Raw genomic sequence first — 21,622 nt, 5'->3', positions numbered from 1 at the left:
AGGATCCGACCACCGTGTACGTCGGACCTGAGGAGCGCCTCGCATGACCCTGCTGGAGCGTCTGCACCTGGCCGGTATGCGGGAGGTCGTCTCGGTGCGGCCGGCGACGGGCGGTCTCGCGGCGCTCGCCGGCATCGCCACCCGGCGGGAGGGCCCGCCGGTGTTCGTCAAGGCCTTCGCCGACCCGCCGGCCGACGACGTCTTCGTGGCCGAGGCCGACGGGCTGGCCGCCCTGCGCGACCTCGGCGGTGTGCCGACACCCGAGGTGATCCGGGCGAATCGGGACCTGCTGGTGTTGTCGATGTTGCGCGAGAGGCCGCGCAGCGAGGATTTCTGGGAGCAGGTCGCCCACCTGCTCGCCCGCTTGCACCTGAGCACGACCCATCCCCGCTTCGGCTGGCACCACGACAACTGGCTGGGCCGTCGCCGCCAGGTCAACACGTGGAACGACGACGGCTTCGCCTTCTTCGCACAGCACCGGCTGCTGCGCTGGCTCGATCAGCCCCGGGTCGAGGCAGCACTCGACGCGGCGGACCGGGCGGCGTTGGAACGGCTCTGTGACCGGCTGCCCGAACTGCTTCCGAAGCGCCCGGCGTGTCTGACGCACGGCGACCTGTGGGCACAGAACATCCTCGCGACCGCCGACGGGGACCCGGCGCTCATCGACCCGGCCGTGTCGTACCTGTGGGCCGAGGTCGACCTCGCCCACCTGTGGTCCACCTCGCCGCCGCCCGAGGCACGACGGATGTTCGCGGTCTACGCGGAGCTGACCTCCCTCGACGGCGACTGGGAGGCCCGCATGCCGGTCATCCAGCTACGACAACACCTCGCCGTGCTGGCCCAGTTCGACGACGACTGGGGCGCAGCCGAGCAGATCCGTGCGGTCCTCGCCCCCTTCCGGACGCGATCCTGACCCGAGCGGGTGTCGGATCCTCGATTACGGTGACCCCTGGAAACCGGGGGGTGGGGCATGACGCCGGAGGTGTCGCCGCGAAGGGCCAGGGCCGTGCTCGTCACGCTCTCCCTCGCCGCGTTCGCGTTCATCACGACCGAGTTGCTGCCCGTCGGTCTGCTGACCCACATCGCAGCCGACCTCGACCGGTCCCGCTCGCAGGTGGGTCTGCTGGTCAGCGGGTACGCTGTGGTGGTCGTACTGGCGTCGGTGCCGCTGACCCGACTGACCCAGCGGATTCCCCGGCGGCACCTGCTCGGCGTCACGATGCTCCTGTTCGCCGCCGCGAACGCCGCCGCCGCACTCGCGCAGACGTACGCCGTGCTGGCCGGGACCCGCCTGGTGACCGCCCTCGCCCAGGCGCTGTTCTGGTCCGTCGCCACGGCGACGGTGATCGGGCCGTTCCCGGTGGCGGTGCGCGGTCGGGCGGTGGCGCTGTTCAGCACCGGGGCGACGCTCGCCCCGGTGCTCGGCGTACCCCTCGGCACCTGGCTCGGGCAACAGGCGGGCTGGCGCACGGCGTTCGCGGTGCTGGCCGGGGTGGGTGTGGCGATCGCCGCCGCGGTGCTGGTCCTCCTGCCGTCCTATCCCCCGGCCGCCGGCGGTGCCGCCCGGGGCAGCGCACCGGACGGGCGGCGCTTCGCCGTGTTGCTGATCGCCACCGCGCTCGGCATCGGTGGTTTCGTGACCCTGCAGACCTACGTGACACCGTTCCTGCTCGACGTCAGCGGCTTCGCCGACGCGGTGTTGGCGCCGCTGCTGTTCGTCTCCGGCGCGGCCGGTGTCGTCGGCACCCTGGTCGCGGCCCGGACCCTGGACGCCCGACCAATCGCCTCGTTGCTGACGCCGCTGGGCATCGGCGCGGCATCACTGCTCGGGCTGTACGCGCTCGGCGGGCTCCGGCCCGGTGTGGTCGCGCTGCTGGCCGGCTTCGGTCTCGCGTACGCGGCGTTCGGCTCGGCCGTGCAGAACCGGATGCTGCACCTCGCCCCGGGCAGCACCGACATCGCGTCGGCAGGGGTCAGCACCGCCTTCAACGTCGGCATCGCCGGCGGTTCACTGCTCGGCGGAGCCCTCCTGCCCCTCTCGGGGGCACGTCCGCTGGCCCTCGCTGGTGGAGTGCTGGCGCTGGCCGCCCTCACGCTGCTCGCCGTGGACACGCGGCGCGCCCGCCCCGTCGGGCCGGAGCCGACAGTCGCCAGTCCTCCCAGCGGCGCCGCCACCTCCTGCTGATCGTCCCCCTCAGCGTCGGAGGTCGACCGGGGCGGCGGGGCGGGGCACGGCCGCCCGCGCGGGCGAGCGGCGGGACAGGAGGTATCCGGTCCCCGCGGCGGCGAGGCCGGCGAGCCCGGCCGCCGCGAACCCGCCCGCCGGCACGGAGAGGTCGATCGCCACGCCGACGAGCGGGGCGCCGAGCGCGAACCCAGCGCTCTGCGCCGAGGACTGCAGGCCGATGACCTCACCCCGCACCGCCGGTGGCGCCAGCCGGCTCACCGCGTCGGCCACCGTGCCGAGGGTCGGCGCGGTGAGGAGCCCGCTGCCGATGACGGCCACGCACAGCCAGGGCCAGTCGTGGGCGAGCCCGGCGGGAATCGTCACGAGCCCGAGCAGACCGAGCAGCAGCCAGGTGGGCAGTGGCCGGGTCAGCGCCCCGTAGATCAGGCCACCGACGACGGAGGACACGCCGAACACCACGACGACCACTGCGGCCCAGGACACCTGACCCGCCTCCCGCAGCGTGGCGACGATGGCGAGGTCGACGCCACTGAGCAACGTCGTCGTCCCGAACGCCATCGTCAACGCGGCGACCATCTTCGCGCCCAACCACTGCCTGCGTGGGGGGCGAGCCGCCCGGACGGCCTCCGCCTCGTCCTCGGCCCGCATCGGCGGGTCGAGCACGGCGATGCCGACACCGCCGGCGAGGATCGCGGCACCGACGCCCCAGGCCACCACGTCGGGGGACACCGTCGCCGCGCCCAGGATCACCACCGCCGGCCCCACGATGTACGACAACTCGCCCTGCACCGACTCCAGCGCGAACGCGGGCCGGCGCTGCTCCGGCGTCGTCATCGCGGCGATCGCCTGTCTGCTCACCGCCTGGGCCGGCACCATCAGCAGGCCCGCCACGAAACTGGCGACCAGCAGGAACCCGTACGGCAGGACCGGCACACTCAGCCAGAACACGACCTGCGCGGTGGCGGTCACCAGCAGAACGGGGCGCAGGCCCCGGGAGTCGATCAGGCGGCCGAGCAGCGGCCCGCCCAGCGCCACTCCGGCGGTCAGGGCCGCCGCCACACCACCCGCCGCCGCGTAGCTCAGCTCCAGGGCGAGGACGACGAAGAGCGTCAGCGCCATCACGTCGGCAGTTATCGCGGTGCGGGCGAGCAGCGAGACGCCGAGCAGCGGCGCCATCCCTGGCACCGCGAGCACCTGCCGGTAACTGGTCACCCGATCGACGTTAGTTCCCCCCGACCGTCATAAGAAGACGTCACCTTGTTGAGGCTGGCATAATCGATGCTTATGGCCAAGGATCTGGAGACCGCCCTCCTCCGGTCGTTCGTCGCCGCCGTGCGGGAGGGCAGCATCAGTCGTGCCGCCACCGGGCTCGGGCAGACCCAGCCCGGTCTCAGTCAGCAGCTGCGCAAGCTCGAAAGCGTCGTCGGCCGCCCGCTGCTGCACCGCTCGTCGAGCGGTGTCTCGCCGACCCGGGCGGGCGAGGAGCTCCTGCCGTACGCCGAACGCATCCTCTCGCTCTCCGCACAGGCCCTCACCGAGACCGGGCGCGCGCTCACCGGCCACTGTGGCGTCGGGTTGCTGGAGGACCTCGCCGCGTCCCAACTCCCGCAGGCCCTCGCCGACCTCGCCCGACTGCACCCCGGCGCGACACTCGAGGTGCTCAGCTGCTCCAACGCCGCCATGCGGGAGGCCTACGACGCCGGCCGCGTCCAACTGGTGCTCGACGCGGTGCCGGACATTCCCGGGCCGCCGCGCTGGACGGTGCGCGCCCCGCTGGTCTGGGCGGTCGGGCAGGGCGTGGACGTGACGGCCGATCCGCTGCCGGTGGTGCTCTTCTCCAACCCGTGCTCCTGGCGGACGTCGGTGCTGGACGCGCTGGAGCGGGCCGATCGGCGTTGGCGGGTGGCCTTCGAGAGCAACAGTCTCGTCGGGGTGCTCGCCGCGGTACGGGCCGGGCTCGGCGTCGCGGCGCTCATGCCCGCGAACCTCGAACCGGCGATGATCTGCCGCGACCCGGCCGCCCTGCCCGTCCTGCCGGACGTCGAGTTCGGTCTCGCCCGGCACCCACGCACCGAGGGCGACCCGCTCATCGACGCCGTGGAGACGGCCCTCCGTCGCATCGTCTGAGCGCGCGCCCTCGTCGTCGGCAGATGGTCACCCGCTCCCTCCGCTGACGGCCGCCATCATGATCAGGGTGCGCCGCCGCCGTCGGCTCACCAGCGCGAAACAGGCGGTGAGCACCACCAGCTCCAGCTCGGTCCACTCGCCGGTGACGTCGACGCGGATCGGCCCACCCAGTCGGCCGGGGAGGCGCACCGCGATGCGGTGCCCGTCGCGTACCAGTTCCCCACCGCGGCGGCCGGGCTCCCAGCGCGCCACCCCGCCGGGCCCCGGCACATGCGACCGGCTCGGGTCGAGCCGCACCGCCACGCCGTGCTCGCCCCGGGCGGTGAAGCCGACACGTCGGCGGCCGGTCGGCTCGACCGTCCAGCGGTCGGTGCCGCTGCGGATCTCGCCGCACCGCCAGGTCCAGCCGGTACGCAGTGCGGCGCGCGACGGGGAGTCGAGGACGAAGACGCCGTCCTGCTTGCGTACGGTCAGCGTGGTCACCGGCCCTCCCCCAGCGGGCGCGGCCGGGGCAGGCCGAGGACGAGGATGACGCCGACGCTCAGGTGCAGCAGCGCGAGGGTCGCCTTCGCTCCCCCGCCGACGCCACTCGGCGGCCCGAGCAGGAGCGACAGCAGCAGGACCACGACCGCGACCGAGGTCCACCAGACGCGGGCACGGATGGTCAGGCGCTCCAGCACCGCGAGCAGCGCCCAGCCGGCAAGTGCCGCTACGGCGGCGGCTGCGATGACCGCGCCCACCGTGACCTGCCGCGTCGAGCTTCCGGAGCGGACCGTCAGGTCGACCCCGGCAGCGGAGTGCACGAGCGCGAACTCGGCTACCGCGACGACGACCGCACCGGCCGCCACCGCGGCCCGCCGAAGGGAAAGGTTGTTCGTCATGGCCTGAGTCTGTGGACCGGACCGGGTCGGACGCGACGGTCCGGACGCCACGACGGGTACGTCCGCCGGCGGCCCGGCGTACTACCAAAGGAGGTGGTCCGGTGCGACGTGAGCGCAGTAGCGTGCGCGATGTGGGAGCGGCGACGTGCGAGGTCGAGCCGCCGAGGACGTGGCGATCCGTCCCGGTGGGCGTGACGACCGTGGCGGTCGGCGTCCTCGTCGCGACCATGCTGTGGTCGGCCACCCGGTCCAGCTCCGCCGGCCTGGTCGGCGTCGACGTCGCGCTGGCGGTGGTCGCCCTGATCCTCGTACCGGTAACCCTCCGGCGCCCACCTGTCGGTGGCGTGCTGGCTGGCCTGCTCGTCGCGCTGTCCGCGGTGGTCACGCCGGTGGCCAGCTTCGCGGTGCTGTTCACCGCCCGGAACCGGCCGTTTCGGCAAGCAGCGGTGGTGGCGGCGGTCGGTGTGGCGGGCGAGGCGGTGCAGGCGGCGTGGCGACCGGTGCCGAGCCTGCCGTACGGCTGGCGGCTGGTGTTGATGACGCTCGCCTACGCGGCCCTGCTCGGCTGGGGCACCTGGGCGCGCGCCCGCAACGCCCTGTTGGCGGCGCTGCGGGACCGGGCCCGGCGGGCGGAGCAGGAGCAGGAGCGACGGGTCGGCGAGGCGCGGGCGGCGGAGCGCAACCGGATCGCGCGGGAGATGCACGACGTGCTGGCCCACCGGTTGTCGCTGCTGGCGGCGGCCGCCGGCGCGATGGAGTACCGACCGGACGCGCCGCCCGAGCGACTCAGCGCCGCCGCCGGGGTGATCCGGGCCAGCGCCCACCACGCGCTCGACGAGCTGCGCGAGGTCATCACGCTGCTGCGCAGCGACGATGTCGAGTCGCCGACCGACGCACCACCCGGGCAGACCCTCGCCGACCTGCCGCGCCTCGTCGACGAGGCGCGGGCCGCCGGGCAGCAGATCGAGGTCGACGACCCGCTCGGTTCGCCGGTCGAGGTTCCCGCGACGGTGGGCCGCACCGCGTACCGGATCGTCCAGGAGTCGTTGACGAACGCCCGCAAGCACGCCGCCGGCCAGCCGGTCCGGCTGGTGCTCGGTGGCGCGCCCGGCGCCGGCCTCAGCATCGCGGTGAGCAACCCGACCACGCCCGACGGCGGCACCACCGGTGGCGCCGGTACCGGCCTGGTCGGCCTCGCCGAACGGGCCGCGCTCACCGGCGGTCGCGTCGCCCACCACGTCGACGCCGCAGGTCGGTTCCAGCTGACCGCGTGGCTGCCGTGGCCGACGTGACGGGCCCGGTCCGGGTCGTCATCGTCGACGACGATCCTCTCGTACGGGGAATGCTCACGCTGATGCTCGACGGCGCCGACGGGATCGTCGTGGTGGGTGAGGCCGCCGACGGCGCCTCGGCCATCACGGCGGTGGACCGGCACCTGCCCGACGTGGTGCTGATGGACATCCGGATGCCAGGCGTCAACGGCATCACCGCCACCGAGCGCCTGCGTCGCCGTCACCGGCCACCCGAGATCATCGTGCTCACCACGTTCGACACCGACGAGCACGTGGTGCGAGCCCTCCGCGCCGGCGCGAGCGGCTTCCTGCTCAAGGACACCCCGCCGGCGCAGATCAGCCAGGCGGTCCGCGCGGTGGCCGCCGGCCACCCGATGCTGTCTCCCGGGGTGACGCGCCGCCTCATCCAGCGGGTCGCGTCGGGGGCCGAGTCCTACGAGCGGGCGCACGAACGGTTGGCCCTGCTCACGCCCCGGGAACGCGACGTCGTGCTTGCCATCGCGCAGGGGCGCTCCAACGCCGAGATCGCCAGCGGGTTGCTGATGAGCGTGACGACGGTCAAGGCCCACGTCTCGCACATCCTGACCAAGTTGGATCTCGACAACCGTACCCAGATCGCCCTGCTCGCCCACGACGGCCGGCTGCTGTGACCCGCCTGGCCTGCTCGTCAGGCCAGCAGCGCGGGCAGCAGGAGCAGGGCGAAGCGGATCACCCGCCCGCAGAGGCACGCGCCGGCGAACTCCCATCACCCTGCCGGTGGTGAACCCGTGATCCGTGTCGCCATCGCCGACGACCAGGAGCTGGTCCGCGACGGCTTCAGCCTGATCCTGCGGTCCCAACCCGACATCCAGGTCGTGGCCGAGGCCGCCGACGGCCGGCAGTTACTCGATGCCGTACGTCGCGACTCCCGCATCGACGTCGCCCTCGTCGACATCCGCATGCCGGTGCTCGACGGCCTGCACGCCACCCGCGAAACGACGTGCTCGCCCTGATCGACGCCGGGCTCGACAACACCGAGATCGCCGACCGCCTCTACCTCTCCAGGAGCACCGTCAAGACCCACGTGACGACCGTCTCGCGCCGTGAGGGAAGAACCGGCGTCGATGGTCGTAGGGTTTCGTTATGGCACAACGACTTGTCAGCGTGTGGCAACCCTTCTTCCTCACCATCGACAGTCAGGGCGCGGCCATCGACGCCGCGACCGAGTTGGAGGATCTCGGCTACTCACGGATCTGGTTCTCCGGCGGTTTCGGGGAGAACGTCGCCCCACGCTTCCGGGAAATCCTGGACGGCACCACGCGCATCGGCGTCGCGTCGGGGATCGTGAGCATCTGGCACTCGGCACCACCGGAGGCGGCGGCGTTCGTCCAGGACGCGGAGCGGGCGCACCCCGGCCGCTTCCTGCTCGGTCTCGGAGCCAGCCACGCGGTGCTGGTGGAGGGCAGCGGCACCGACTACCGCAAGCCGTACTCAAGAATGGTGACCTACCTCGACGGCCTCGACGCGGCCGGGATTCCGCCCGAGCGGCGCGTCCTGGCCGCCCTGGGCCCACGCATGCTCGACCTGTCCCGCGACCGTTCCGCCGGGGCGCACCCGTACTTCGTCCCTGCCGAGCACACCGCCGAGGCGCGGGCGGCGATCGGACCCGACCGGCTGCTCGCCCCCGAGGTCGCGGTGGTCCTCGACGCGGACCCCACCACCGCGCGCGCCACCGCCCGGCAGTACACGAGCGGCTACCTCGCCCTGCCCAACTACACCAACAACCTGCGACGGTTCGGCTGGACCGACGAGGACTTCGCCGACGGTGGCAGCGACCGCCTCGTCGACGCCCTGATTCCCTGGGGCACCATCGAGGCCGTGACGGCCGGGCTGGAGGAGCACTACCGGGCTGGCGCGGACGAGGTGGCGATCCAGGTCCTCAACGGCGGCGACGCCACGGCGTTCCCCGCCGAGGCGTTCCGTGCTCTCGCCAAGGCCCTGATCTGACGTTCGCGAAGTCTGCCGTTGTCGCCCGCATCGGTATCGATCAGGCGTACCCGAACGGCGGTGAGGTCGACGGACCGGTGGCATGATCGAGGTGTGCCTGTGATCGAAGTTGTTCGTGGCGACATCACCAGCGAGGACGTCGACGCCGTCGTGACGGCAGCCAACGAGTCGCTGTTGGGTGGCGGTGGTGTCGACGGGGCGATCCACCGTGCGGCTGGCCCCCGCCTGGCCCGGGCGGGGGCGGCGTTGGCTCCGTGTGAACCCGGCGACGCGGTCGCCACGCCGGCCTTCGACCTGGGTCCGGTGATACGTCATGTCATCCACACCGTCGGCCCGGTCTGGGAAGGCGGCGGGTACGGCGAGGCGGACGTGCTGGCGTCGTGTTACCGGCGCAGCCTCGCGGTTGCCGATGAGGTCGGCGCTCGCAGCGTCGCCTTCCCCGCCATCGCCACCGGTGTCTACGGCTTCCCGGCCGAGCAGGCCGCCACGATCGCGATGTCGACGATCAGAGCGACGCGGACCGCCGTCGAACGTGTTCGCCTCGTCGCCTTCGACGAAGCCACCTTCGACCTGCTGACCGCCGCGCTCCAGAGCTGAGGTCGGTGGCGGCCGGCCCGCTCAGGCTCGCGCGACGAGGTCGAGCTCGGTCAGGTCGGCCGACAGCGTCCAGAGGCGGGCTGCGTCCCGGCTGTCGGTGGGGCTGCCGCCGGTGGTGCCACAGTCCACGCAGTAGTCGCCGCCGAACGCGTCGAGGTGTGGCGACGTGGCCGCCCACACCTGGGTCGCCGCGCCCTGCTCGACGGTCTTGAACAGGCCCGGCGCGGGTGTTCCGTCCGCGTCGATCCAGCCGGCGGCGACCATCTCCTCGACCGCGAGGTGCCGTTGCAGAGGAGTGAGGATCCAGCCGGGGTTCACGGAGAAGGCGCGGACGCGGTGCGGTCTGCCAAGCAGGTCGAGGTGCCGGGCGAACAGGATGTTCGCGAGCTTGGACTGGGTGTAGGCCGTCCACTTGTCGTAGCCGCGCTCGAACTGCGTGTCGTACCACCGGATCCGCCACGCCGGGTCGCGCCCGGAGGCGACCGAGACGACACGCGCCGTGTCGGCGATGGCCAGCGCGGGCCAGAGCAGATTCACCAGCGCGTAGTGGCCGAGGTGGTTGATCGCGAAGTGCGCTTCCCAGCCGGGTCCGACCCGCGTCTCCGGGCAGGCCATGATGCCGGCGTTCGCGATCAGGATGTCCAGGGCGGGGTGGTCGCGGAGGAACCGTTCGGCGAACGCCCGGACGGAGGCGAGGTCGGCGAGGTCGAGGTGGTCGACCTCGGCCCCGGCCACGTCGGCGAGTGCCCGCCGCGCTGCGCTGGGTCGGCGGGCCGGGACGACGACCCGAGCCCCTGCTCGGGTGAGCGCGCGGGTCGTGGCGAGGCCGAGACCGGAGTAGCCGCCCGTGACGAGGGCGGTCCTGCCGGTGAGGTCGATTCCCGCGAGGACATCTCCGGTCGTGCTGTGGGCGCCGAACATCCGGTGGGTCATGTCGCTGGTCATGTCGGGGACGCTAGGTGCTAGACCGAGGTCTAGGTCAACGGGTTACCGTCGACGCCATGGCGGACGGTGGCCTCAGCATCGGGCAGGTGGCACAGCGCACCGGGTTGAGCGTGCACACCTTGCGGCTCTACGAGCGCGAGGGCTTGTTGGCGAGCGAGGTGCGGCGTGACAGGTCCGGCAGGCGCGTCTACAGCGCCTGGGACGTCGAGTGGCTGGCGAACTGCGTGAAGTTCCGGGCCTCCGGAATGCCGCTCACGACAATCAGCCGCCTGGCCCAGCTCGTTCGCGAGGGCAGCGGCAACGAGGCCCAGCGGCTCAAGCTGCTCCGCGAACACCGGCATCACGTCACCGAGCAGATCACGCAGCTGCGGGAGTGCCTCGATCTCATCGACGTCAAGGTCGCCAGCTACGAACAGCACCTGGCCTCCGGTGCCTCCGGTGATCCCTGGCAACAGCAGCCACAGCCCACGACGGAGTGACAGCGGTAGACCCTCTCGACAGCCGTCATCGCCGAGGAGAACAAGCTTGCCCTGCCGCACGGCGACCTGACCTTGACCGGCGCCGTCGGGTCGCCGTAGGCCGGCACGCGCCGGGGCGGCGGCGCGTGCATCCCGCCGAGGTGTGACCTAGTAGGTGAAGGTCCAGAGGAAGTAGAAGCCGGGACCGGTCGGGCCGTACTGGCGGTACTCGCAGTAGTACCAGCTCCACTGACCGGTCTGGGTGCCCTCGCTGCCGTAGCTGTTGCAGAACTGGCCGTCGTAGTAGACGCCGCGCAACGTGCCGCCCGGCGGGTCCGCCGCAGCGGGGGTGGCACCGATCCCGACGAGTCCGCCCAGTGCGAGCGCCACCGCCACGACCAGGGTCTTCCATCTGCGTCCGCGCATGAAACCTCCTGACATCACCGTCCACGGTGCACAGTGGCTCCACGCCGAGCCAGAGACCGAGGCATCGAAGCTTGTCGAAGCAAGGCTTGCATACGCGCACGGGTTCGGCTCCCGACCAACGGGCGACGCCACCGCGATGATCCGTCAGCGCCCGCTCCGTCGAACGGGCATCCGCCCTGACGGCGCAACGGCCGGACGCTCAGCCTGTCGAACGGCCGCAGCGGCCGGTCAGGCGTGTGGTCGTCCCGCCAGGTCCACCCGTACGTTGGGAGCGGTACCAATCGGGGCGGAAATTCTTCCCTTCCCATCGCTACACTCGCCGCAACGCCGGCACCGCCGCCGCCCACAGACCTCGGCCGGCGCTGATCCGACTCGAATGGAGACGCCCGTGACCCGCGACAAAGCGGCCCCTCCCGGCATCGACCCCAGCATCCCCAGCGTGGCGCGGGTCTATGACTTCTTCCTGGGCGGCAAGGACAACTTCGAGGTCGACCGGAAGGTCGCCGAGCACGCCCTGCGGATCACCCCCGACGGGCCGGCAGCCGGCCAGGCCAACCGGGCCTTCCTTCGTCGGGTGATTCGCTTCCTCGTCAGCGAGGCCGGCATCGACCAGTTCCTCGACATCGGGTCGGGGCTACCCACCCAGGGCAACGTGCACGAGGTCGCCACCGAGCAGAACCCAAAGGCTCAGGTGGTGTACGTGGACAATGACCCGATCGTCCTGACGCACGGGCGGGCGCTGCTCGCCGCGGAGGGCACCGCGACGGTGATCCAGGCGGACATCCGGGAGCCGCAGGAGATCCTCGAGCACCCGGACGTCCGCCGGTTCCTCGACTTCGACCGACCGATCGGGTTGTTGCTCTTCGCGATCCTGCACCACCTCGGCGACGACGAGGACCCGCGGGCGGTGGCGGCGGCGCTTGTCGACGCGCTGCCCTCCGGCAGCTACGTGGCGATCTCACACTTCCGCGACCCGGGTGAGCGAGACCCGGAGGGCTCCCGCAAGGCCCGCGAGGTCGAGCGGGTCTTCAACGAGTCGTTGGGCACCGGCCGCTGGCGTACGGATGAGGAGATCCTCTCGTTCACCGATGGGTTGACCGTGCTGGAGCCGGGGCTGGTGCCACTGGCCGAGTGGCGCCCGGAGCCGGGCGCACCGGCTGCGGCGCAGACCGACACCTACCACACCTTCGTCGGGCTCCTCGCCCGCAAACCGTAGGCTCCGCCGCAGCCGTGTTGGCCACCGCCCCGCTGCAAAGCCGAGCTGACCTGGTCCTACAACCACCTCGGGACGCAGCTCTCCGGGGTGGAGTGTGTTCGCCACCGTCGCCCCACGTCAGGGTGTCCAGCGGACTCCCGGGTTCACCTGCCCGGACCAGTTGAAGACGGCCATGTTGTCCCACTGGTTTCCGGTGCCGTTGATGTTGGCAGGGTCCCAGCCGTTGCCGCTGACGGCGTACCAGGTCGGTTCCCAGTAGAAGACGCCGATGGCCCCCGCGTTGCGGGCGGTGTTCTGGACCCAGTCGAACTCCTGGGCCTGCCCGGCCCAGGTCGCGCTGATGCCGTCACAGGTCGCGTCGCCGATGGCGTTCGGCTCGCCGTCCGCGTTGTTCCGGGTGAAGGGGTACGCGGTCTCCACGATCACCACCGGCTTGCCGTAGCGCCCACGCAGGTCGACGATGGTGTTGTAGAGGTTCGCCAGGCTGCCGTGCCACATGCAGTAGTACGACTGGGCGGTGATGTCCCACTGCACACCCTGGGCGCGGATGCCGTCGTAGAACCATCTGGCGTTGGCGATGCTGTCGGCGTTCGCGGTGTGGATCATCACGGGGATGCCGCTGCCGCACGCCTTGGTCGCGTTGTAGCCCTGCTTCAGCAGACCCGCCAGCGGGGCGAAGTCGTTGTTCACGACCTTGCCCTCGTTCCACAGCATCCCGACGTTGATCTCGTTGCCGATCTGGACGCTGTCCGGCGGGGTGCCCTGCCCCCGCAGGCTCGAGCAGACGTCGTAGGTGAACGCGTACACGTCGGCTCGCAGTTGGCTCAGGCTGTGGCCGGCCCAGGCGGCCGGCTTGTACTGCTTGCCAGGGTCGGCCCAGGTGTCCGAGTAGTGGAAGTCGACGAGCACCTTGAGGCCCTTCGCCCTGGCTGCCCTCGCCTGGCCCAACACCGCACTCTTGTTGTTGTAGCCGCTTGCCGGGTTGTTCCATACACGCAGTCGGACGTAGTTGACGCCGACGGACTTCAGGATGTCCAGTGGGTCCCGGGCCACCCCGGCGGCGTCGTAGTACGCGACGCCCAGGTCCAGGCTGCGCTGCAACGAGGAGACGTCGGCGCCGCGCATGGTGAGCGTGTTCGCGGCGGAGACGGGTGCGGGCGCGACGACGAACGTGGTGGCGACGGCGAGGACGCCGGCCGCGACGGCACGCATCACCGGATGAGCGGCGGGCGCCGCGGTGCCGGCGCCGGCCGCCGGTGCGGCGCTCCGAGCGGCGCCGATCACCGTCGGCAACAGCACGGCGGCGGCCAGCAGACCTGGCCGTAGACGGCGGATCAACGAGGACGATGGGACGCCGGCCATACGTCGACGATGCAGCGAGGGATCGATGAACGCCAACGTGTCTCACCACTCGGTCGGCGACGGGGCCACCGCCCCGGACCAGTGCACCAGGACGGCACGAGGCTACGCGGCGGTGGACTCGAGCTGGTCGAAGGCGATGCTCCACCACGATTCCGGATCGGCGAACGCGGACGGGTCGACCCGCACCAGCTCGTCCCGGATCGCCGCGGCACGCTCGGCGCGGGCCCTGCCGCCCGGGTCGGTGTCGATCAGCTGCCCGAGCTTGTAGAGGAACTCGACGAACGCGGCAAACGAGGCGTTGACGTGCTCGAAGTTCGGCGTCGTGAGGTCCAGCAGGATGACCGAGCCGTTCTGCGAGTCGAGGATGTAGAGCATCTGGGCGTCATCGGGCGCGCTGCCGAGGATGACGTACACCCGCGGGCCCTCGTCGCCAATCTCGATCTTCAGCTTGCCGAACGGCGACATGCTCGGGGCGGTGACGTCAGCGGTGAACAGGATCGGCACCTCGACCGGAAGAGCGGCGCCGGCCGGCAGGACCCCCGGTGTGAGCACGTCGCCGAGCAGCTCGACCGGCACCTCGATCACGCCGTCCGCGCCCCAGAGCGCGACGAGTTCCGCCGGCGACACGCTCACTCGTCCTCCTGCTCGCCGGGCGTAGTGAGGTCCTGCTCCTCGAGGAACCGCCACCAGTCGTCATCGTCGTAGCCGATCTCGGCGTAGCCCGCGCCGAACACGTAGTAGGCGAGGAACGAGTCCAGGTCCGGCGCGATCTGCTCGAAGGCCTCGCGGGCGAACCACTCGTCGGTGCTGATTTCCGGGAAATACCAGACCGCGCCGGAGTCGCGCCGCAACAGCAGCGGCTCCTCCTTCAGGCGCCCGAACTCGTACCACTGGTCGGGCTCGGCCGCCACGCCGGTGAAGTCCGGCATCATCGGCAGGCCGGTCTGAAAACTGGCTGAGGAAGAGATGCCGGGCAGGTAGAACGCGCCGGCCGCGATGCTCTCGGCGACCTCCATCAGCTCGCGGACCGGCTGCGGTATCTCTGCCGGAATCTTGTCGGCCGGCGCGCCCGCGCTGATCTTTCCCCAGCTGACGGTCCTGTCCTCGTCCGCCGCCAGGTCGACGCGTAGCTCCTCGATGAGTTCTCGCAGGTCGGGGTTCAATCCACTACCTCTATTCGGATCGGCGTGCCGTCCGGCAGGTTCATGAGCTGCACCCGGATCTGGTTGCCGATGTCTTGGTTGGTAACCGCGTGCATCAGCTTCAGGTTACTGACCTCGTCCGGGCCGCCAAGTTGCAGCTCCCAGACATGGTCGGGGTTCTGGTCGCGGACCCGTTGCATCATCCGCTCGGCCGCTTCGCGATCTCTGGCCCTCTGCGTGTCGCTGCCCTTGTTGTCCCTGATGTACTTGTTGTGGATACGCTGGATGAGCCGGTCCTTGAACCCGCGGGTGACGCTGCCGTCGCGCGCCACCGGGTTCGCCTGTTTGAACAACTTCCCCTGGTCGCTCAGCCGCTTCAACGCAGCCATCTTGCGGTCGAAGTCGGTGCGGTGATAAGTGCTCTTTCGCTGAACCCGGATGGTGACCTCGGGCAGGCTGTTGTCGCGCCGCACCGGGGGCGCGCCGGCCTTCTTCATCGCCGCGCTGACGAGATTGCCCGTCTTGGCCGGCTTGGCCGCGCCACCACGCTTCCGGCCTCGACTAGCCACGGATCAGCTCCGTGATCACCTGGTCGATCAGTAGACCGATGATCTCGCGGGTGATCAACTGGAAGATCGGGATCTCTGCCAGCGTCGCGCCGAAGCTGACGGCCGCGGTGGCGATGGCCTGCGCCACCTGGAAGGCGAAGATGGCCAGCTGCACGATCATCGCGATCTTCAACGCGAGCACGATCCCGGCGCAGATGATCAGGCCGGTGCCGACGAGCATCGCCGCCTGCGCGTAGTCCGGCAGGGTGCCCGGCCCGCTCTCCGGTTTGGCCCACCAGTTGGCGAACGCCTGCATCGCCTCGCCGCTCTGCTGCTGCATCACCGCAGCGGCGGCCGCGCCCGCCTCCCCAGAGGCGTCGCCGACCGTACCGGCGAAGTTGATCCAGGCCTGCCCCATCTCGAACAGCTTCTCCTCGTCCCCCTCCGGCCAGGTGAAGCCGATCCAACCGAGGGCGGTGACCAGCTCGCCCGGCAGCTGAAGCCCCATCCCCTCACCCCAGCATTCCGAGGATGCCGCGCATCGCGTCCGCGGTCTCGCGCTCAACCGCCTCGTAGTTGTCGGCCATCGCGGTCAGGTCACTGCCCGCCGCGCCGATCTCCTCGGCCGCCACACCGATGCAGTCCAACACCCAGGCCGCGACCCCGGTGTACACGCCCCCGATCAGCGAGCCGATGTCGTCGCCGCCCCAGGGCTCGCCGTAGCCGGCCATCTGCGCCTCGAAACTCTCGAGCTGCCCGATGAACCGATCGGCCGCGCCGGTGACCTGGTCGGCGCCGGCCCGCAGGGCCTCGGGCTGCACCTCGAAGCCGTTCACCGGTTGGTACTCCCGCCGGACATCCGCGCCTGCGCCTCGGTCAGGGTCTGCAGAAACGTCCTCAGTTGCGGCACCGCCGTATCCCGCACCTGTTGCAGCTGCTCGGTGAGCTGCGTCAAATCCGGGGCATCCGGCGTCGGGACGCCGCTACGCATGGAGTCGATAGCCGCGTTCACCGCCTCGACGATCCGGTCGGACAGCTCGGCGGAGCCCAGGCGCATCAGGCGCGAGTCGACGGCAAGCGAGGCAAGCCGACCGTCAGCACCGAACTCGGCACGGACCTGGCCGTCCGCGGCCTCGCCGATTCGCCGCTGCCGGGCCGCCTCTTCGTCCTCCGGCGGTGGGCTCGCCGCCCGGAGGGCACCCACAGTGGCATCGAGCATGCGGGCGAAATCTCCACTCGCGGCCTGCGACATCGACATAGGTCGTCCTCCCGAGAGTGCTCGAACCATCGCGAGCGTACGGACACGGGTCAAACGAGCCGCTGTTATACCAATGGGTACGGTGTGCCCCGAGCAGAATCTCGACTCAACCCTTGCACACGCAGGTCAGCGAGTACACCTCCACAGTGGTCCCCCGTTGACGCGGCGCCGGCCGTCCTGACCGTGGCGTATTCCGGACGCCTGCACGTTGCCGACGGCAGAACAGCCGCTGCGGCTGGCGGAGTTCGATGAGCTGTTCGCCACCGCTGCGCGGCACGTGGACCAGCTCGACGCGGTGCACGCGCGTCTGCGACTGGTGGGCCCGTCGGGGTTGGCGTCCAACGTGCGTGAACTGACCGCGCGCGAGACCGAGTGCTACGCGTTCTTCGCCTTCACCGTCACCGTCCAGCCCGGCGATGACGGCGAGATGGTGCCCTGGGTCGTCGACGCCCGCTGCGACAGCCTCACCAACTGCACCTGCCCGGACTGTCCTGTCCCGGATCTGACCAACGGCACCACATGACCCTCCGGAGAACCCGAATGAGCCAGACCAGACGGCACCACCGCCGAATCGGGCCCGTCAGGCGATCGCTTCGAGATCGACCTCCTTGCGCAGCGCGGGCAGGGCGAGCGCGAGCAGGGCGGCGGTCAGGGTGAGGCAGGCGCCGACAACGAAGGCGGTGTGGAAGCCGTCGAGCATCGCGGCCGGTGGTGTGGAGGTGGCGAGGTTCTTTTCGAACTGGTTGGTGGCGACGGCGGCCAGGACCGCCACTCCGATCGCGCCTCCGACCTGTTGTGAGACGTTGATCAGGCCCGACCCGGCACCGGTCTCGTCACGGCGCAGTCCGTTGACGGCGGCATTGACCAACGGCACCAGCGACAACCCGAATCCACAACCGGACAGTGCCAGGGCGGGAAGCACCTCTCCGACGTAACTGCCCTCGGTGGTCGTCCGCAGCAGCAGCAGTTGCCCTGCGGTGGCGATGGTCAGCCCGAGCACCAGAAGCGCACGGGCGCCGATCCGGGGCATCAGTTGAATGGCCGCGCCGCTGATCACGGCGATGCTGAGGCCGATCGGGATGAAGGCCAGGCCGGCCTGCAGGGGTTCCCAGCCCAGGACCAGTTGCAGGTACAGGGTCGTGAAGAAGAACATGCCGTACAGCCCGGCCGCAGCGAGCAGCATCAGCCCGTTGGAGACCGCCACGGCGCGGTGCCGGAACATGCCGAGCCGGATCAGGGGGTCGGTGGTGCGCCGCTCGTGCAGGACGAATGCGAGCAGGAGGAGGGCCGCTGCGCCGAGCCCGCCGATGGTCAGCGGATCGCCCCAGGAGCGGTGTTCGGTGTTGATGACCGTGTAGAGCAGCAGGACCAGACCACTGCTGATCAGAACGCCACCGAGCCAGTCGAGTTTCGCGCCGCCCGAACCGGATCCACGGAGGCCGGGATCTCTGGGGAGCTGGGTCAGGGTGGCAGCGGCCAGGACGATGCCGATCGGCACGTTGACCCAGAAGACCCACCGCCAGCTCACCGACTCGGTCAGCAGGCCGCCGAGGACGACGCCGGAGACCCCGGCGATACCGGACAGGCCGCCCCACAATCCGAGTGCCTGCCGGCGTTTGGCGGGGTCTGTCATGGTGGCGACCAGCAGGCTGAGTGCCGCCGGACTCATCAGTGCCGCACCCAGACCCTGGGCGGCCCGGGCGACGATGAGTTGGGTCGAGGTGTCCGCCAGACCCGCACCGAGAGACGAGCCGACGAACAGCATGAGCCCGGTGACGAACACCTTGCGGCGGCCGAAGAGATCCGCCCCGCGTCCGCCGAGCATGAGAAAACCACCGAACAGCACCATGTAGGCGCCGACCACCCACGCCAATGCGGACGGGTTGGCGAAACGGAGATCGCTGTTGATCGACGGCAACGCGACGTTGACCACCGTCTCGTCGACGATGACCAGGAATTGCGCGGTGCAGGTGATGGCGAGCACCAGCCCGGGGCGCAGGGTTCGGGTAGCGGAGATCCTGGGCTTTGTCACCGACATAGCGGGCCTTCCTTGGCTGACGCGTCCCGTGCTGAGCGCACTTTCCCGCTCTTCTCCAAGTGGAGCATTACTCCAACTGGAGAAGAGTTTAGGGCGCACCGTATGAGCCGTCAACCCATACGGACCCTCGTGCCACCGTCGGGGCGTCGCAGCGGTGTACCTTGATCCGCATTGAATGAATGGAGCCGGAATTGTGTCATCGACCCGCACCCGCATGCTCGACGCGGCGATCGAGATCATCGCTCGTGACGGCCTACGTGCGCTGACGTTCCGCGCGCTCGAAGAGGCGGCTGCGGTCTCACACGGCTCGACGATCTACTACTTCAAGCACCAGGACGGGCTCCTCGCCGCCGTCCTGCAACATCTCGCCGAACGCGATCAGGCCGCGGTGACGCAGTCCCCGATCCTGGGGCTGCTCCGGCAGGCGGCCACGGAGGAGGAGGTCGGCCGCCTCCTCGCCGGTCTGGTCGAGGAGTTCGTGGGCCGCAGCAAGGCACTCTCCCTGGCGCGGTACGAGATCTTCCTCTACACCGCCCGGCGGGCGCATGCCGAAGCGGCCGTGGCGCACTGGCGTGGGAACTTCATTCAGCTCCTGGAGCCCATGATGGCTCAGATGGGAGCCGCCGATCCGGCCGGCGCGGCCAGGTTCTTCATGTCCGCGTTCGACGGTGTCCTGCTGGGCCTGCTGATCGATCCAAGCGGCACGGACGGCGCTGAACTGGCGACCTACCTGACCCGCCTCCTGCGGGCGGTGACCGGCGAGGCCTCGGCCACCCACTGATCGAACAGGTGAGTGGCCGAGGACGGATTACTCACCGCCGGCTCACGCCGAGGCGCCGAAGGCCGCCTCGCGCTGCCGCCGGAGCCGGCCGCGCATCAGCCAGGCGACCGGCGCGGCGGGCAGCGCCTTGCGCTCCTGCGGAGTCGTGGCGGCGGTCGCCATCCACGGCGGCATGAACCACAGTGTCCACTTCGGCGCCGACGTGACCATGTGGCGCTGGAAGACGCCCCATTCCTTCTCGCCCAGCGCAGGCTTCAGCCGGTCGTTGAGCTCACGCTCCTCGTCGGCGGTGTGCACCACCAACAGCTGCCGCAACGCCGCTGTCTTGTCGGCGATCTCGGCGAGCACCGCCGGGCCGTCACCGGCCGAGCCGATGAGCTTCTGTAGCTGGTGGAGCAGTTCGGCCAGCTCGTGGTGCTCGGAGGCCATCAGGTCCAACGCCTCGGCCGGGGCGCCGCGGTCGCGCAGCATCGGCCACAGGACATCGTCCTCGCCCTCGTGATGATGATCAATCAGCTGAATGACCCGGTCCGCGTACTGGATGAGCGCCGCCGTCCGCCGATCGTCCGGCCGCTGGGACAGCTGCCGAGCGGCGTCGCTGATCTGTTGCAGGTCGCGCGCCATCGCCCGATGGACGATGACCATCACGAGATAGCCGTTCGCCACCGGTTCCGTTGTGGTGCCCACTGGTCTGTCTCCTTCGAGTGGTTAGGAAGATTCTAGTCAAGCTGAGGAGTTGCTAGGGGGCACTAGAAGTCCACCGTGGCGGAGACCGGCAGGCGTTGCCGCTCCAGCAGCCACCGGGTCTGGAACCGCTGGATCTTCCCGCTCGGCGTCCGGGGCAGCCCGTTCCTCTTGATGAAGAGGCAGCGGGTCAGGGCGATTCCGCACTTGGCCCGAATGGCGGCGGCGGCCGCCGCGGCCACCAGTTCCGTGTCGCTCGACGTGCGCTTCAGCTCCGCCAGCAGGACCAGGCCGGGGCTGACGCCCGGCTCGTCCAGCACCACGGAGCAGCCCTCCCGGACCGCGCCGAGACCCTCCACAGTGGCCTCCAGCTCCCTAGCGTACACCTTGCGACCACCGACGGAGAGCATGTCGTCGGTCCGGCCCACCATGTACAGCTCGCCGTCGGCGAGGAAGCCGAGATCTCCGGTACGGAGACGACCGCCGGCGAACGCTCTCGCGGTCCGCTCCGGATCGTTGTGGTAGCCCTCGGCCAGGCTCGGTGACCTGACGATGATCTCCGCGAGCCGGCCAGGCGCCGCCGTTTCCACCGTCACCCCCGCACAGGGCCGGCCCACGGACACCACCACCGTGGCGTGCTCGTGCTCCGCGGACGTCTCGACGATCCGCCCGTCAGCCAGCTCGACCGCGTCCAGGACGATCGTCCGGGGCTCTTCCCGGTGGTCACAGGCGGTGACCGCCAACGTCGCCTCGGCGAGGCCGTATGCCGGCATGAAGTGCTCCATCCGCAGCCCGGACGACCCGAAGGTCGCCACCGCGGCGGCCAGCACCGCGTGGTCGACGCGTTCGGCGCCGAGGACGCACACCCGCAGCGCCAGTGGCTTCGGCAGCGGATTCCTGCCCTGCGCCCTGGTCGCCAGATGCAGCCCGGTGCTCGTTCCGGCGGTAATCGTGATGCCGTGCTCGGCGAGGTCGCGGAACCAACTCCGGGGTGACGAGAGCAGTCGTTCCGGTGAGGAGAGCCAGATGTCGATGTCGAAGCCGAAGGTGTACAGCAGGCAGCCGAAGATGCCCATGTCGTGGGAGAGCGGCAGCCAGGATCCCACCCGTTCGGTGCGGTGCTCCGCGCCCGCCATCGAGTGGATCATGGAGAGCTGGCGTGACACCGCGTCCGCCGTGAGCGCGCAGCCCTTTGGCCGTCCGGTGCTTCCGGAGGAGAACTGGATGAAACAGACCTCGTTGCCGGCGGGCAACGCCGGGTCGACGCGCTCGCCGGGGCCCGCCAGCGAGGTCCAGGATCGCGTGTGGACCGCGTCCGACGGCGGCCCGCCGAGTTTCGCCAGCACCTCGTCGTCGAGCAGCAACAGTTCGGCACCCAGCTCATCGATGACCCGGTTTACCAGCCGGGCGTACTCGTCGCCGCTCATGCCCCGGCTCGGCAGCGGCAGCGAGGCGACCACTCCGCCGGCCAGCCACACGGCGAGCAGTCCGATGACGGCATCCGCCGTGTTGGTCAGCACGCAGGCAACCCGGATGCCGGGGCGCACGCCCTGCTCGCGCAGGTGGGTCGCGGCCCGGTACGCCCGGTCGATGACGTCGGCCCAGGGCAGCTCGGCCCACTGCCCGTCCACCCAGGTACGTAGGGAACGGCGGGGCCGACCGCTGGTCAGCATGTCCCAGATCAGCACGGTGA

At 70.6% G+C, this 21,622-nt stretch carries 27 protein-coding genes and 1 pseudogene; 13 read left to right on the top strand and 15 right to left on the bottom strand.

Translation table 11 applies throughout. The annotated features are described in order from the left end of the window. The first annotated feature begins 43 nt into the window (after positions 1-43). A complete protein-coding gene (locus ACWER9_RS07080; protein ID WP_452300921.1) occupies positions 44-913 on the top strand; it encodes a fructosamine kinase family protein in 870 nt (289 codons plus the stop codon). 57 nt (positions 914-970) lie between these two features. Continuing rightward, complete coding sequence (locus ACWER9_RS07075) at positions 971-2,185, top strand: MFS transporter (RefSeq protein ID WP_452300920.1); 1,215 nt, start codon at positions 971-973, stop codon at positions 2,183-2,185. Between the two features lie 9 nt (positions 2,186-2,194). Here the strand turns inward: ACWER9_RS07075 and ACWER9_RS07070 are convergent, their stop codons facing one another. Further along, positions 2,195-3,400, bottom strand: coding sequence for an MFS transporter (locus ACWER9_RS07070; RefSeq protein WP_452300919.1), 1,206 nt, complete (start codon positions 3,398-3,400; stop codon positions 2,195-2,197). Between the two features lie 72 nt (positions 3,401-3,472). On the opposite strand from ACWER9_RS07070, the gene ACWER9_RS07065 reads away from it, so the two are divergent. After that, entirely contained in the window at positions 3,473-4,315 is an 843-nt protein-coding gene (locus ACWER9_RS07065) for a LysR family transcriptional regulator (protein ID WP_452300918.1), read from the top strand. A 27-nt stretch (positions 4,316-4,342) separates the two neighbouring features. Here ACWER9_RS07065 and ACWER9_RS07060 read toward each other — a convergent pair whose 3' ends face one another. Both ACWER9_RS07060 and ACWER9_RS07055 read right to left on the bottom strand, forming a co-directional pair. Further along, a complete protein-coding gene (locus ACWER9_RS07060; protein ID WP_452300917.1) occupies positions 4,343-4,798 on the bottom strand; it encodes a hypothetical protein in 456 nt (151 codons plus the stop codon). Continuing rightward, the gene (locus ACWER9_RS07055; RefSeq protein ID WP_452300916.1) at positions 4,795-5,196 is read right to left on the bottom strand and encodes a DUF6069 family protein; all 402 of its coding nucleotides are present in this window, start codon (positions 5,194-5,196) and stop codon (positions 4,795-4,797) included. Before ACWER9_RS07055 ends, ACWER9_RS07060 begins: the two co-directional genes overlap by 4 nt. Before the next feature lie 185 nt (positions 5,197-5,381). Here ACWER9_RS07055 and ACWER9_RS07050 point away from each other — a divergent pair, with 185 nt between their 5' ends. The 6 genes and pseudogenes from ACWER9_RS07050 (at position 5,382) to ACWER9_RS07025 (ending at position 9,071) form a co-directional block, all read left to right on the top strand. Further along, positions 5,382-6,488 carry a sensor histidine kinase gene (locus ACWER9_RS07050; protein WP_452300915.1) on the top strand — a complete coding sequence of 369 codons (1,107 nt, stop codon included), beginning with the start codon at positions 5,382-5,384 and terminating at the stop codon, positions 6,486-6,488. Then, entirely contained in the window at positions 6,476-7,138 is a 663-nt protein-coding gene (locus tag ACWER9_RS07045) for a response regulator (RefSeq protein ID WP_452300914.1), read from the top strand. Before ACWER9_RS07050 ends, ACWER9_RS07045 begins: the two co-directional genes overlap by 13 nt. Before the next feature lie 117 nt (positions 7,139-7,255). After that, positions 7,256-7,480, top strand: a complete 225-nt coding sequence (locus ACWER9_RS07040; RefSeq protein ID WP_452300913.1) for a response regulator transcription factor — start codon at positions 7,256-7,258, stop codon at positions 7,478-7,480. Continuing rightward, positions 7,468-7,521 (top strand): annotated as a pseudogene (locus tag ACWER9_RS07035) (hypothetical protein); the annotation flags it as partial. The gene ACWER9_RS07040 and the pseudogene ACWER9_RS07035, both read left to right, overlap by 13 nt. An 89-nt stretch (positions 7,522-7,610) precedes the next feature. Next, positions 7,611-8,474, top strand: a complete 864-nt coding sequence (locus ACWER9_RS07030) for an LLM class F420-dependent oxidoreductase (protein WP_452300912.1) — start codon at positions 7,611-7,613, stop codon at positions 8,472-8,474. A 99-nt stretch (positions 8,475-8,573) separates the two neighbouring features. After that, positions 8,574-9,071 carry an O-acetyl-ADP-ribose deacetylase gene (locus ACWER9_RS07025; protein WP_452300911.1) on the top strand — a complete coding sequence of 166 codons (498 nt, stop codon included), beginning with the start codon at positions 8,574-8,576 and terminating at the stop codon, positions 9,069-9,071. A gap of 21 nt (positions 9,072-9,092) precedes the next feature. Here the strand turns inward: ACWER9_RS07025 and ACWER9_RS07020 are convergent, their stop codons facing one another. Continuing rightward, the gene (locus ACWER9_RS07020; RefSeq protein WP_452300910.1) at positions 9,093-10,016 is read right to left on the bottom strand and encodes an SDR family NAD(P)-dependent oxidoreductase; all 924 of its coding nucleotides are present in this window, start codon (positions 10,014-10,016) and stop codon (positions 9,093-9,095) included. 56 nt (positions 10,017-10,072) lie between these two features. On the opposite strand from ACWER9_RS07020, the gene ACWER9_RS07015 reads away from it, so the two are divergent. Beyond that, the gene (locus ACWER9_RS07015) at positions 10,073-10,495 is read left to right on the top strand and encodes a MerR family transcriptional regulator (RefSeq protein ID WP_452300909.1); all 423 of its coding nucleotides are present in this window, start codon (positions 10,073-10,075) and stop codon (positions 10,493-10,495) included. Positions 10,496-10,642: 147 nt separating this feature from the next. Here ACWER9_RS07015 and ACWER9_RS07010 read toward each other — a convergent pair whose 3' ends face one another. Beyond that, the gene (locus ACWER9_RS07010; RefSeq protein ID WP_452300908.1) at positions 10,643-10,900 is read right to left on the bottom strand and encodes a hypothetical protein; all 258 of its coding nucleotides are present in this window, start codon (positions 10,898-10,900) and stop codon (positions 10,643-10,645) included. Positions 10,901-11,288: 388 nt separating this feature from the next. Here ACWER9_RS07010 and ACWER9_RS07005 point away from each other — a divergent pair, with 388 nt between their 5' ends. Continuing rightward, positions 11,289-12,116 (top strand): SAM-dependent methyltransferase, encoded by an 828-nt coding sequence (locus tag ACWER9_RS07005; RefSeq protein WP_452300907.1) that lies wholly within the window; start codon positions 11,289-11,291, stop codon positions 12,114-12,116. Between the two features lie 117 nt (positions 12,117-12,233). Here the strand turns inward: ACWER9_RS07005 and ACWER9_RS07000 are convergent, their stop codons facing one another. The 7 genes from ACWER9_RS07000 to ACWER9_RS06970 form a co-directional block, all read right to left on the bottom strand. Continuing rightward, complete coding sequence (locus ACWER9_RS07000) at positions 12,234-13,328, bottom strand: glycoside hydrolase family 53 protein (protein ID WP_452300942.1); 1,095 nt, start codon at positions 13,326-13,328, stop codon at positions 12,234-12,236. Between the two features lie 252 nt (positions 13,329-13,580). Continuing rightward, a complete protein-coding gene (locus tag ACWER9_RS06995) occupies positions 13,581-14,111 on the bottom strand; it encodes an SUKH-4 family immunity protein (protein WP_452300906.1) in 531 nt (176 codons plus the stop codon). After that, a complete protein-coding gene (locus ACWER9_RS06990; RefSeq protein ID WP_452300905.1) occupies positions 14,108-14,641 on the bottom strand; it encodes an SUKH-4 family immunity protein in 534 nt (177 codons plus the stop codon). Before ACWER9_RS06990 ends, ACWER9_RS06995 begins: the two co-directional genes overlap by 4 nt. Continuing rightward, positions 14,638-15,189, bottom strand: a complete 552-nt coding sequence (locus tag ACWER9_RS06985) for an endonuclease (protein ID WP_452300904.1) — start codon at positions 15,187-15,189, stop codon at positions 14,638-14,640. The genes ACWER9_RS06990 and ACWER9_RS06985 overlap by 4 nt, the downstream gene beginning before the upstream one ends. Continuing rightward, complete coding sequence (locus tag ACWER9_RS06980) at positions 15,182-15,676, bottom strand: WXG100-like domain-containing protein (RefSeq protein ID WP_452300903.1); 495 nt, start codon at positions 15,674-15,676, stop codon at positions 15,182-15,184. The genes ACWER9_RS06985 and ACWER9_RS06980 overlap by 8 nt, the downstream gene beginning before the upstream one ends. A gap of 4 nt (positions 15,677-15,680) precedes the next feature. Continuing rightward, positions 15,681-16,004: a WXG100 family type VII secretion target gene (locus ACWER9_RS06975; RefSeq protein ID WP_452300902.1), complete on the bottom strand. Its 324-nt coding sequence runs from the start codon at positions 16,002-16,004 to the stop codon at positions 15,681-15,683. Next, entirely contained in the window at positions 16,001-16,426 is a 426-nt protein-coding gene (locus ACWER9_RS06970; protein WP_452300901.1) for a YbaB/EbfC family nucleoid-associated protein, read from the bottom strand. Before ACWER9_RS06970 ends, ACWER9_RS06975 begins: the two co-directional genes overlap by 4 nt. Positions 16,427-16,634: 208 nt before the next feature. Here ACWER9_RS06970 and ACWER9_RS06965 point away from each other — a divergent pair, with 208 nt between their 5' ends. Further along, positions 16,635-16,949 carry a hypothetical protein gene (locus ACWER9_RS06965; RefSeq protein ID WP_452300900.1) on the top strand — a complete coding sequence of 105 codons (315 nt, stop codon included), beginning with the start codon at positions 16,635-16,637 and terminating at the stop codon, positions 16,947-16,949. 57 nt (positions 16,950-17,006) lie between these two features. Here the strand turns inward: ACWER9_RS06965 and ACWER9_RS06960 are convergent, their stop codons facing one another. Continuing rightward, the gene (locus tag ACWER9_RS06960) at positions 17,007-18,458 is read right to left on the bottom strand and encodes an MFS transporter (protein WP_452300899.1); all 1,452 of its coding nucleotides are present in this window, start codon (positions 18,456-18,458) and stop codon (positions 17,007-17,009) included. 199 nt (positions 18,459-18,657) lie between these two features. Between ACWER9_RS06960 and ACWER9_RS06955 the strand changes: the two genes are divergently transcribed. Beyond that, positions 18,658-19,245 carry a TetR/AcrR family transcriptional regulator gene (locus tag ACWER9_RS06955; protein WP_452300898.1) on the top strand — a complete coding sequence of 196 codons (588 nt, stop codon included), beginning with the start codon at positions 18,658-18,660 and terminating at the stop codon, positions 19,243-19,245. A gap of 42 nt (positions 19,246-19,287) precedes the next feature. On the opposite strand, the gene ACWER9_RS06950 is transcribed toward ACWER9_RS06955, so the two are convergent. After that, positions 19,288-19,932, bottom strand: coding sequence for a hemerythrin domain-containing protein (locus tag ACWER9_RS06950; protein ID WP_452300897.1), 645 nt, complete (start codon positions 19,930-19,932; stop codon positions 19,288-19,290). A 62-nt stretch (positions 19,933-19,994) separates the two neighbouring features. After that, positions 19,995-21,617: an AMP-binding protein gene (locus ACWER9_RS06945; protein ID WP_452300896.1), complete on the bottom strand. Its 1,623-nt coding sequence runs from the start codon at positions 21,615-21,617 to the stop codon at positions 19,995-19,997. Positions 21,618-21,622 lie beyond the last annotated feature (5 nt).

Source organism: Micromonospora sp. NPDC003944, assembly GCF_053605225.1.
This window is presented reverse-complemented; position numbering and strand designations above follow the sequence as displayed.